Below are 10,753 nucleotides of genomic sequence, written 5' to 3' on the forward strand. Positions count from 1 at the left end.
TTAAAGCCTATCCCCAATATGAATTACGGTTTTGTTTTATTCCAAAATACTCGAACGCAATAGCAACATTTTAATATCGGCGGATTTGACGAATTCAGTATTTGAAAAACACTTTTTAAATATTTAATTAAAAAAATAAAAACTACCACCCGAACCACCGAAGCGAGGATTTACTATATTATTATAAATTGAACCGAATGTGTAACTTAAACCAATATAACCACTATACCTGTAATTAGTTGCAAGTTCTGTGCGGCGAAGAAGTATCTCTTCAGTTGTGGCTGCCCCTTTTCGAAGTGATAATTGGTCGCTAATTCTCGAATAGCTTGAAAAAAGGTTTAACGAAAGCCCTTCAAATAAACGTAATTTTAAATTAGTATAAATTCTTAAGCTTCGTTTCTGAAAATCGTGTAGGAATTGAGAACCCGAAACTGTTGTTGAAATAGAACCCCACGGCTGGCGCAAATCTATAGTAAAAGAGAGTGATTGTTTGAAAAGCTTTTCGGCTGTCTTGTCGAATATTGTCTCTTCCTCATAACGAACATTTTCATGACTTAGTTTATACATCAATCGGAATTGTCTGCGAGTCGATTCACTGTATGGGAAAATATTGTATTCGACTGCAGGTGAAACTGAAACTCTTAGTTTAGTATTGCCGAACGTAGAAGTTGAAACGTCTGTAAAACCTCCAATCGACCAATGCTCACTAATACTTTTTACAGCCATCGCATCAAAATCGTAACCGCGCGATATACTTAATATTTTCAGATATCCCCAATCGAATTTATTTTCATTGTAATTCGTACTTAACGAAAAATTAAACTTCCAATCGTGTGTAATTCTCGTGGCACTAAATCCGCCCGATAGGTAAACTGACCTTGATACCTTTTCGCCGTTTAAATTAGAATTAATCCTCGCACTAAATACCCAGTAATCCCATTCATCAATAACTTCTTCAATTTTTGTAGGGACTTTATAATTGATATTTAAGAACTCACTTAAGGGTGTTCGGGCAACATATCTTGTTAATCCAATTTTTAACAATCTTGTTAATTTTTGACGTTTCAGGTCTTCAGTATCCGATTGTTTTGTAGTAAACGAGAGAGTGTCGTTCAAACCAGCCGCCTTGTTCTGACCGATAAAAGTTAGTGTATATTCCTCGCCCCCGCCACCTGTACGTTGTGTGGTAACCAAGGCATGAACATCGGCCTGATTTGGATCGCGAACGTAATTTACAAATGTAATTTCAGTGCGGATATAATTTTCGTCGCAGAAAAAGCAATCAATAAAAACATTTGGTGCAAACTGCCTCAAAGTATTTGTAGTGTCTTCAAGTTCCTGTGAAAATAATTGGGTTGTGAATAATAGCAAAAATAGGACAATGGATAAATACCGTTTCATCTTTAACTCCTTTCAATAGTTATGGATGTTTATATATAGAAATTATGTTTTTTCTTCAGGTAATTCAGGTTCAACAAAAATTACTTTTTCGCGTTCGAGTACTACAGTGCCTTCGTTACTTTTTTTAGGTTTGCGAACATATTTTCGCTCGCAATATGCAACCGGTACATTGCCGGCATTTCGCATCTTGCTATAATAAGCTGCAATACTTGCCGCTTGTTTTACTGCTTCTTTCTCCGGTTTTATTTTCGTGTTACCTACTTTTAACACAACGTGCGACCCACCCGCACCTCGGGCATGGAACCAAAGGTCGTTCGGTTTGGCATATTTCATTGTCAGCAAGTCGTTATTAGCAGCGCTCTTGCCTACCAATACTTCAAAATTGCCTGCCACTTTAAAAATTCGGAACGGAGGTAGTGCCGCCTTTTCTTTTTCAGATATTAAGTGCATTCGTTTTAAGTCGGCATCATACTCTTCCTTAAATTCAGCAAACTGTTCTTTTGTTTGACAGTTATCTAAATGCAAAAGCAGTTTCTCGAGGAGTGCAATATTTTTTGTAACATCTACCAGCCGAGTTTTTACCGCCTCGCATGCAATTCGAGCTTTTCTGGATTTATCGAAATACCGCTCAGCATTTTTTGCCGGAGTTAATTTGGGATCCAAGGTTATACGCATTAGTTTATCATTGTGAAATACATCCTCCACATCAATATCCTTAGTCCCTTTTGTTAGATGTTGTAAATTTGTCATTATGACTTTTGCGATATGGTCATATTCATCAGCACGACTTGCCTCCAATACTTCATTTTTTATTGCTTTTTCTGTGCGTACTAACTTATCAAGTTCATTTCTAATTTTTATTAAGAATTCTTTTTTGTCAAAATCAATATTACTCGCCTTAAACGATTTCGCAATGAAAACTCTTACCGCCTCATTTACACTTGAATAATTCTCGGCTGTCGAGCCGGTTAAATGCTCTAACTTTATCATCGAAAATACACGTGGAATATTGTTGCTGGAATAAATTGTCGGGAAAGGCTTACTTACTTCTGTAAATAAATTAATTAATTGTTGGTATATGGTTTTTAAATCATCGTGAGTTAATTCACCAGCATGAACTTTCTCTTCAAGTTTTGCACGATGCAAAGCTTCACGTGTAAGGGTTGAACCAAGAAACTTATAAGCGCCCTTTACTGCACTGAAAGTTGTCTTGTTTCCATCCTCCAGCATTTTATTCTTAAATGTTTCAAAATCGGCTATCAAGTTGGCAAAGTCATCTTCTTTTGATTTCAACAAATTTTCGTACGATTTTCCAACAAAATCTTTACTGTGTTTAAAGGTATTGATTATTTCTTTGTTCTCGTTGATTAAAAATATGTTCGCCGATGTTGTTCCAAAAAGATGAAACAGCATTTTCATCTCATTCGAAAAATTAATATTTATTATTCTGTCAAAAAGATGTCCGGTGATACTATTGATTGTTTGGTTATTTAATTCAGTAAATAAAGAGATTGAATTCCGTTTTGCCCTTGCGATTTGTTCTCGCATAAAAATAAAATTCATCTGCGGAGTAATAGAGACAGATAAAGTTTTAAGATTGGTGTTTGCAAGTAACGAAATTTGTAATTCATTTTTTTGTTGTGAAAATAATTCAAGAACTGTGGCATTTTTGAGTGCCCCATTAAATTCATCCGCAAGACTTTGAAGTGTAATAAAATGATTCAACATAATTTTTGCATTTCCTTTTTTTAACCGCTCAAATATACAAAAACCGAAGATTATCTCAAACAGGAGCGAAAGGCTTGGAAGATGATTAAAATTTTTGTAATTTAGGTGTGGCAATTTCTAAATTTTCTCATTTCTGATTAATAAACGCCAATTTTATAAATTCCTATGTGAGTTTGTATTTATTCAGAAGCACTATCAAAAAAAATAACAGGATTTATAGATGATTTCGAGCATGACGGGCTACGGCAGAGGCGACGCTGCACAAAAAGGTATTACTGCAACGGCAGAACTTCGCAGCGTGAATAACCGGTTCTTAGAACTAACTATACGGCTTCCAAAAAATTTATCGCATCGCGAAAACGATCTAAAAGAAATAATACAATCTAAGATTGACCGCGGTAAAATTAATTTGTCTGTAAATATCGAAACACCTGCCGATCAACAGGCACCTATGATGATTAATAAAGATGCTGCCCGGACGAGTTATAAAATACTTAATGAACTAAAAAAGTCGGTTAATATTAAAGAAGACATTACAATCGATCATCTGTTAAAGTTTTCCGAAATCATACGACCCGAAGATAAAGAAAACATAGGTGAAGTTGAATGGGTGTTGTGCGAAAAAGCGGTTAGAAAAGCTTTAGGCAATCTTCTGAAGATGCGCATTGATGAAGGCAGCGAATTACAAAAAGATTTATCCCGTCGAATAAAATTGATTGATAAAAAGATAGATATAATTGAGAAGCTCTCGAAACAACGCATCCCGTTCGAGCGAGCAAGGCTGCGCGAACGAGTTGATAAATTAGTTGAAGCAAAAGACCGTATCGATGATAAACGCTTGGAACTCGAAATAATATTATTATCTGAAAAATTGGATATAACAGAAGAGTGTGTGCGACTCCGAAGTCATCAAAAATATTTTCTCGAATCGATGAATGGTAAAGAACCATCAGGAAGAAAATTAAATTTCCTGGTGCAGGAAATTCATCGCGAAGTAAATACGATAGGTTCCAAAGCAAACGATGCAATAATCTCGCGGCACATTATTGAAATAAAAGAAGAGCTCGAAAAAATAAGAGAACAAATTCAAAATATAGAATAAATGAGTAACCCGAAACTGATTGTCGTCTCCGCACCCAGTGGATGCGGCAAAACAACAATTGTGAAAGAAATTTTGAAAAATCATCCTGAATTTCATTTCTCGGTGTCGGCAACCACCCGTGCGAAACGAAATAATGAAACAGACGGCAAAGATTACTACTTTATAACTAACGAAGAATTTCAAAAGCATATCGAAAATGATACGCTCATCGAGTGGCAAAAAATTTATGACTATCATTACGGCACGCTTGTATCCGAAGTTGATAAATCTTTTGCCTGCGGTAAATCGGTTGTATTTGATATAGATGTATTAGGTGCTTTATCTATAAAAAAGAAATATTCTGAAGATTCGATGCTGATTTTTATTGATGTCCCGGATATGGATATTTTAAAAGAGAGGCTGAAAAACAGGAAAACAGAAAGCCCTGCAACTCTAAAAAAACGAATCGACCGAGTCGAAATGGAAATGAAACAAAAAACATTGTTTGATTATATTGTAATAAACGACCAGCTCCAACAAGCTGTCGATGAAGTTGAAAAAATAATAAGCAATAAACTTTAATAAAAACACAAAGGAAACCAAATGCCAATAAAATCTATAAGTCTTGAAGCTCTGGAATCAAAAGTTGATAACATCTACGAGGCAATCGTGGTGTTATCGAAACGCGCTCAGCAGATTAATGAAGAAATAAAGATTGAATTCAACCAGCGGCTAGAGATTGTTCAATCGAAATTAATGAGCGAAGATTCGGATGAACCTGAAACTATGGAAACGGTAACTAATCCGGAACAGGTTGTCATAGCACGCGAATTCGAAAAGCGACCGAAACCAACACAAGTAGCTATCAAAGAATTACTCGATTCAAAATTGGACTACAAATATAAAAGCGAAAGCAACAGCTAAATTTGAATTAATATGTTACGCGGTAAAAAAATATTGATCGGAATTACAGGCGGAATTGCCGCTTACAAAATTCCACTGCTAGTCCGCGAATTTAAAAAACAGGGTGCTGCTGTAAAAATCGTGATGACAAAGGCCGCTACCGAATTTATTAACCCGAACACGCTTGCGGCTCTTTCAGAAAATGAAATTGTTACCGATACTTTTCCTGATTCGTCGCTTTCTGTTGTTAAATCCGAAACCTGGCACATACACCTCGGAACTTGGGCTGATATTTTGTTGATAGCTCCTGCAACCGCAAATACCATAGCAAAAATCGCTTATGGAATTGCTGATAATCCGGTTACTATTATGGCGCTTTCGATTCGCTGTCCGGTTGCCATTTCCCCTGCAATGGATACCTATATGTGGGAAAACCCGGCGACGCAAGAAAATTTATCAAAACTCCGGCAACGCGGTTATCGGATAATTAATCCTGAAGTCGGCGAACTCGCCAGCGGTTTAACAGGAAAAGGTCGTTTACCTGAAATAAAAAAATTAGCAACTTCTATACAAAATATTTTTGACAAGACACATCAAGATTTTTCCGGTAAAAAAATACTCGTTACTGCCGGACCGACTTATGAACCAATCGATCCGATTAGATACATCGGAAACAGATCCTCCGGTAAAATGGGCTTTGCGATTGCCCGATGTGCTGCTGAACGCGGTGCCAAAGTTACCCTGATAACAGGACCCTCGAATCTGGAAACACCTAATTTTGTAGAGAAGATTGAGATTGAAACTGCTGAAGAAATGTATAACCAATGTATCAAACATTCCTCTAAATCCGATGTTGTAATAATGGCGGCAGCCGTTGCCGATTTCAAACCGGAGATTACAGCGAACCGCAAAATTAAAAAAGAAGATACTGTCAGCAATAATCTCACGCTGAAACTTACAAAGACAAAAGATATTTTAGAAACGTTAGGAAAGAAGAAAATAAAACATCAAGTGCTTGTCGGTTTTGCATTGGAAACTGATAACGAAATTGAAAATGCAGTAAAAAAACTAAAACTTAAAAATCTCGATTTTATTGTAATGAACAACCCATTAAAAAAAGGGGCAAAAATCGGCGGCAACACAAACGTCGTATCTTTCCTCCATAAAAATGGAACGAAAGAAATCTTTAATAAAATGCAGAAAGACGATGTTGCGAATCAAATACTTAATCGTATTTCTAAATTAATCAGAAGTTAAATGAGTGATATTCGAAAAGATTTTAAAGATATCCTGAATAGTGCAGAAAGCTACTTAATGCAACAGGAACAGTTATGTGGCGATATTATTTATAAAACAACAGCATCAAAAATTGAAAAAACTTCTGCGCCTTTTGCAGAATATCAACGCGTAAATAGTTTAGATGAATTTAACGCGCAGATATCTTCTTGCAAGAAATGTTCTTTAGGCAATTCACGTAAAAATTTTGTATTTGGAGTTGGCAATCCTAATGCAAAAGTAATGTTTGTAGGAGAAGCTCCGGGCGCTGATGAAGATGCTCAGGGTGAACCTTTCGTCGGACGCGCAGGACAGTTACTAAATAAAATTTTAGAAGCAGTTCAACTCAAACGTGAAGATGTATATATATGCAACATTCTGAAATGTCGCCCACCCGATAACCGCGACCCGATGTTAAAAGAAATGGAACTCTGCACCCCATATCTTTCTAAACAAATCGAATTAATAAAACCGAAATTTATTATTTGCTTGGGTCGAATTGCGGCTCAATGGTTGCTACAAACAAGCGACAGTTTAACAGCGATGCGGCAAAAAGTTTATAATTACCAGGGGGCTAAATTAATTGTAACGTACCACCCTGCAGCGTTGCTGCGTAATCCAAATTGGAAGCGACCGACTTGGGAAGATATGCAATTATTCCAAAAACTTTGTAACGAACAAATGTAATATGTCTGAAAAGAAAAGAAGTAAAAAATATACAGACTCAATAAATATTAGAGACCAACATGAAGGACGCGTGCCGCCTCAGGCGGTAGAAATCGAGGCTCAGGTTTTAGGGTCGGCTTTAATTGAAAAAGAAGCTGTCCCAAAAATTATTGAGATTTTGCAGCCGGAGATGTTTTACAAACCTGCGCATCAAAAAATTTTTCAGGGTATTATTGCCCTTTTCGAACGCAACGAGCCTGTTGATGCTGTAACTTTAAGTGAAGAATTAAGGCGACGCGGCACATTAGAAGAAATCGGCGGTTCCATATATTTAACAGAATTAACGATGCAAGTAAACAGTGCTGCTAATGTAGAATTCCATGCCCACATTATTCTTGAAAAAGCTTTGATGCGCAATCTCATTACAACTTCAGCCGAAATAGCCAATAGAGCTTACAGCGATTCGGAAGATGCTATCGATTTACTCGATTCTGCTGAAACAAAAATATTTCAGATTTCTGAATATAGGTTGAAGAAAAGTGCGACACCTATAAAACGGGCGCTAAACGAAACCCTCGAAATTTTAGAAAAAATCCACGGTAAGCACGGAGGCATCACCGGTGTTCCTACCGGATTTACAGATTTAGATAACGCAACCGGCGGATTTCAAAATTCCGATTTAATAATTATTGCCGGACGCCCAAGTCAGGGTAAAACAGCTTTTGCACTTTCATTGGCAAGAAACGCTGCGCTCCACACCGTGAAACCTACAGCGATAGTAATTTTTAGTATTGAAATGGCTGAGCAGCAATTAGTTACCCGCTTGATTTCTTCGGAAGCAAGGATAAACGCTCATGCACTTCGTACGGGCAGATTACCAGACGAGAAGTGGCAACGTTTAGGAATGGTTGTTGGACGCCTCGCAGAAGCGAAAATATTTATAGACGATTCACCATCGCTTTCGATTTTAGAAATCCGCGCAAAAGCACGACGCTTAAAAGCCGAGCATAATATCGGAATGATTATTATCGACTATTTACAACTCGTTCATCCGCCTAAAAGTATGGACAGCCGCGAACGGGAAATCTCGATGATTTCACGGTCGTTGAAAGCTTTAGCAAAAGAAATAAATATTCCTGTTATCGCATTATCTCAATTGAACCGCGGACTTGAAACACGCAGCGGCGACAAACGTCCTGTACTTGCCGACCTCCGTGAGTCGGGTGCTATCGAACAAGATGCCGACGTTGTTATATTCGTTCACCGTCCCGAAACTTATAAGATTAACGAGGTCGATGACGCACACGGAAATAAAATTTCAACCGAAAGACTCGCCGAACTTATTATCGGTAAACAACGGAACGGTCCCACAGACATAATACGACTAACATTTCAAAAAGAATACGCCGGTTTCGAAAACCGGGCATCAGATACTCTCGAAGAATTAGTAGTTTCTTCTGCATCCGGATCAGATTTGCCTTTTTAATAGTTAACAAAACTCTAACATCATTAAACAATTATTACCGTTATGAAAAATTTTATCTTATTCTTATTCCTATTATTCTTATTAGCCGGCTGCCAATCAACCAAAATGGTTCCCGGATTATATTGGGAACAATTAACCTACAAAGTATCTTCCGAAGGCGACACGAGCAAAATCAATCAGAAATTATTTTTGATACCGAATAGATTAAGGACTGAAGTTTCAACCGACTACGCTGACTCTTTTACAATAATACAACTCGATTCACAAATTGCACTGCGGGGTAACCCGATAGATAGCTCATATTCAAGAACAACATTTGAAGAAATTACAAAAAGTCAGGAATTGAGAAAAGAAAACGTCCGCCGTATGCGCGCTCAGATGGATACATTGCCTCCCAATTTAAGGCGATTGATGGAAATGGACATGGGAGTTAAATGGCAGCCGGAAATATATGCTGTTATTGAAACAGGAGAGAAAAAAAATATTTCAGGATTGAATTGCGAAAAATTTATTGTAACAAACCGCGACAGCTTGGAAGGCGAATACTGGGTAACTAATGATTTAGGCTCGATGGATCAGTACGGAAAAGATTGGTTGGCAATTATGGAAAAAACTATGTCGTTAATTGTTTTTGAAAAATTTAAAATGCTTTACGAAAAAGGTTTTATTGTTGCCTCTGAAATTAAAGGTACGCACTTACTCGTAACTAAAGTTGAAAAAAAATTATTACCTGATAATTTATTTTATGTTCCGGAATATTATAATTTCATTCAGACAGTTACTCGCAGACAATCATCTAACTAATCCGATTACTCCCATCATCCTACCCGATTTTTCTTTATCGCGGCGGTGCGAATGGAATAGTTCTTGAGATAGAGTTTAGACACAGTCTCATTTCCTCTTGGGTATAGACGATTTCCCCTTGGCGATATTGAATTTCTCTTTGGGGATAAAAGTTTTTCCCGTTCCGACCTTTTTGTTTTTAACCGTCATTCTGCACTGATTATTGGTGAAAATTTCAATAAAAATTAGGCGTAATAGCTGATTTTGTGGAAGTATCGATTTTTTTGCTAAAATTTTTAAAAACACTTGACTTATTTATTATGATTGCTTAAATTGTTCCAAGCTAATAAAGAACGTAAAACGTTCTAAAAGTTACACATATAATAACTTATTAGGAAGGTGATGTGTATTATGTTTGTAAAAAGAAACGGCGTTAAAATTTCAGGCAGCCCCAAAATGCCCCTCCGAAATTTCGGAATTATAAATCCGGATTTTGGATTTATATTCTCAATGTTTTACAATACATTTGTTCATTGATTCAATGATTAAATCTAATCAATCTTTCGAGGTTAAAAAATGAAATCAATAAATCCAATTATCCATTACTCCACTACTCCCCGCCCCAACGACGTAGGCGGGCAGGCATTTCTCCATTCCTCCAAATTAATAATTTTATTTTTCATTCTTCATTTTGCATTCTTCAATTTTCATTGCAAAAAGCCAACCCCTCCGGATATTGATGACACGCCAAAACCAGGCAAACGCGATTACAAATGGACTATAGACACACTTGCATATCCGGGAAGTTTCCAAACCTTGATGCGAGATATTTGGGCAAGCTCACCGACAAATGTTTATGTGGTGGGACATAATGATCAACCGGGACCCGGAACAATGTTTAGGTATGATGGCACAAGTTGGAAGACAACTAGATTTCATGTTGCAGATGGTGGAAATGTTAGCGGTGCTGTAAGTCTTTCTGCGATTCATGGTATTGGGCCGAATGATATATATGCAGTTGGTGAGAGTATTTATGAAAATCCCGCACCGCCGCCGAATTTTTTAGACTCGAGCTTGATAATACATTTTGATGGAAATCTGTGGAGGGAGATACTAGTTGAACGTGGAAGAAATTTGCAAACAGTACGGCCTGGAGTACTAGGCTCGGTCTGGGCGGGAGGTATGATTGGCACGCTTTACAAAAATGAACACAATACGTGGACAAAACTAAATACTGACACAACCCTTTGGTTTAATTATTTTGCTGAAGGTGATAATAACACATACGCTCTGGCATACACACCTATTACCGTATCGGGCATTCCTACGGTTCATTACTTATTACGCTGGGCAAGTCCTTTATGGAAGGTAGTAGACTCGTTTTCTGTTCTAAATGCGATGAGTGCACCATTCGGGCATTCATCCATGCG

Annotated in this window: 10 protein-coding genes; 8 read left to right on the top strand and 2 right to left on the bottom strand. The window is 37.3% G+C overall.

The features are described from left to right. Nucleotides 1–123 precede the first annotated feature (123 nt). Nucleotides 124–1,401 (bottom strand): hypothetical protein, encoded by a 1,278-nt coding sequence (locus tag QME58_04645; protein ID MDI6803120.1) that lies wholly within the window; start codon nt 1,399–1,401, stop codon nt 124–126. Nucleotides 1,402–1,443: 42 nt separating this feature from the next. Then, nucleotides 1,444–3,129 (bottom strand): NFACT RNA binding domain-containing protein, encoded by a 1,686-nt coding sequence (locus QME58_04650; protein ID MDI6803121.1) that lies wholly within the window; start codon nt 3,127–3,129, stop codon nt 1,444–1,446. Between the two features lie 220 nt (nt 3,130–3,349). Here QME58_04650 and QME58_04655 point away from each other — a divergent pair, with 220 nt between their 5' ends. The 8 genes from QME58_04655 to QME58_04690 all read left to right on the top strand — a co-directional run. After that, nucleotides 3,350–4,231, top strand: coding sequence for a YicC/YloC family endoribonuclease (locus QME58_04655; GenBank protein MDI6803122.1), 882 nt, complete (start codon nt 3,350–3,352; stop codon nt 4,229–4,231). Continuing rightward, a complete protein-coding gene (gene gmk / locus QME58_04660) occupies nt 4,232–4,792 on the top strand; it encodes a guanylate kinase (protein MDI6803123.1) in 561 nt (186 codons plus the stop codon). Between the two features lie 21 nt (nt 4,793–4,813). Then, nucleotides 4,814–5,134 (top strand): DNA-directed RNA polymerase subunit omega, encoded by a 321-nt coding sequence (locus QME58_04665; GenBank protein MDI6803124.1) that lies wholly within the window; start codon nt 4,814–4,816, stop codon nt 5,132–5,134. A gap of 12 nt (nt 5,135–5,146) precedes the next feature. Next, complete coding sequence (coaBC, locus tag QME58_04670; protein ID MDI6803125.1) at nt 5,147–6,370, top strand: bifunctional phosphopantothenoylcysteine decarboxylase/phosphopantothenate--cysteine ligase CoaBC; 1,224 nt, start codon at nt 5,147–5,149, stop codon at nt 6,368–6,370. Beyond that, on the top strand, nt 6,371–7,075 hold the full coding sequence (locus QME58_04675) for a uracil-DNA glycosylase (protein ID MDI6803126.1): 705 nt from the start codon (nt 6,371–6,373) through the stop codon (nt 7,073–7,075). 1 nt (nt 7,076) lies between these two features. Next, a complete protein-coding gene (dnaB, locus tag QME58_04680) occupies nt 7,077–8,540 on the top strand; it encodes a replicative DNA helicase (GenBank protein MDI6803127.1) in 1,464 nt (487 codons plus the stop codon). A 42-nt stretch (nt 8,541–8,582) separates the two neighbouring features. After that, nucleotides 8,583–9,344 carry a DUF4412 domain-containing protein gene (locus QME58_04685; GenBank protein MDI6803128.1) on the top strand — a complete coding sequence of 254 codons (762 nt, stop codon included), beginning with the start codon at nt 8,583–8,585 and terminating at the stop codon, nt 9,342–9,344. A 555-nt stretch (nt 9,345–9,899) separates the two neighbouring features. Further along, nucleotides 9,900–10,753, top strand: an 854-nt coding sequence (locus tag QME58_04690) for a hypothetical protein (GenBank protein MDI6803129.1), incomplete at its 3' end; no start/stop codon positions are given.

This window comes from Bacteroidota bacterium (assembly GCA_030017895.1).
Taxonomy (GTDB): Bacteria; Bacteroidota; Ignavibacteria; order UBA10030; family BY39; genus JASEGV01.

Excerpts from the sequence above, each read along its gene's own strand:
- QME58_04645 (MDI6803120.1), bottom strand. The coding sequence starts at position 1,401 with ATGAAACGGTATTTATCCATTGTCCTATTTTTGCTATTATTCACAACC.
- QME58_04650 (MDI6803121.1), bottom strand. The coding sequence starts at position 3,129 with ATGTTGAATCATTTTATTACACTTCAAAGTCTTGCGGATGAATTTAAT.
- QME58_04655 (MDI6803122.1), top strand. The coding sequence starts at position 3,350 with ATGATTTCGAGCATGACGGGCTACGGCAGAGGCGACGCTGCACAAAAA.
- gmk (MDI6803123.1), top strand. The coding sequence starts at position 4,232 with ATGAGTAACCCGAAACTGATTGTCGTCTCCGCACCCAGTGGATGCGGC.
- QME58_04665 (MDI6803124.1), top strand. The coding sequence starts at position 4,814 with ATGCCAATAAAATCTATAAGTCTTGAAGCTCTGGAATCAAAAGTTGAT.
- coaBC (MDI6803125.1), top strand. The coding sequence starts at position 5,147 with ATGTTACGCGGTAAAAAAATATTGATCGGAATTACAGGCGGAATTGCC.
- QME58_04675 (MDI6803126.1), top strand. The coding sequence starts at position 6,371 with ATGAGTGATATTCGAAAAGATTTTAAAGATATCCTGAATAGTGCAGAA.
- dnaB (MDI6803127.1), top strand. The coding sequence starts at position 7,077 with ATGTCTGAAAAGAAAAGAAGTAAAAAATATACAGACTCAATAAATATT.
- QME58_04685 (MDI6803128.1), top strand. The coding sequence starts at position 8,583 with ATGAAAAATTTTATCTTATTCTTATTCCTATTATTCTTATTAGCCGGC.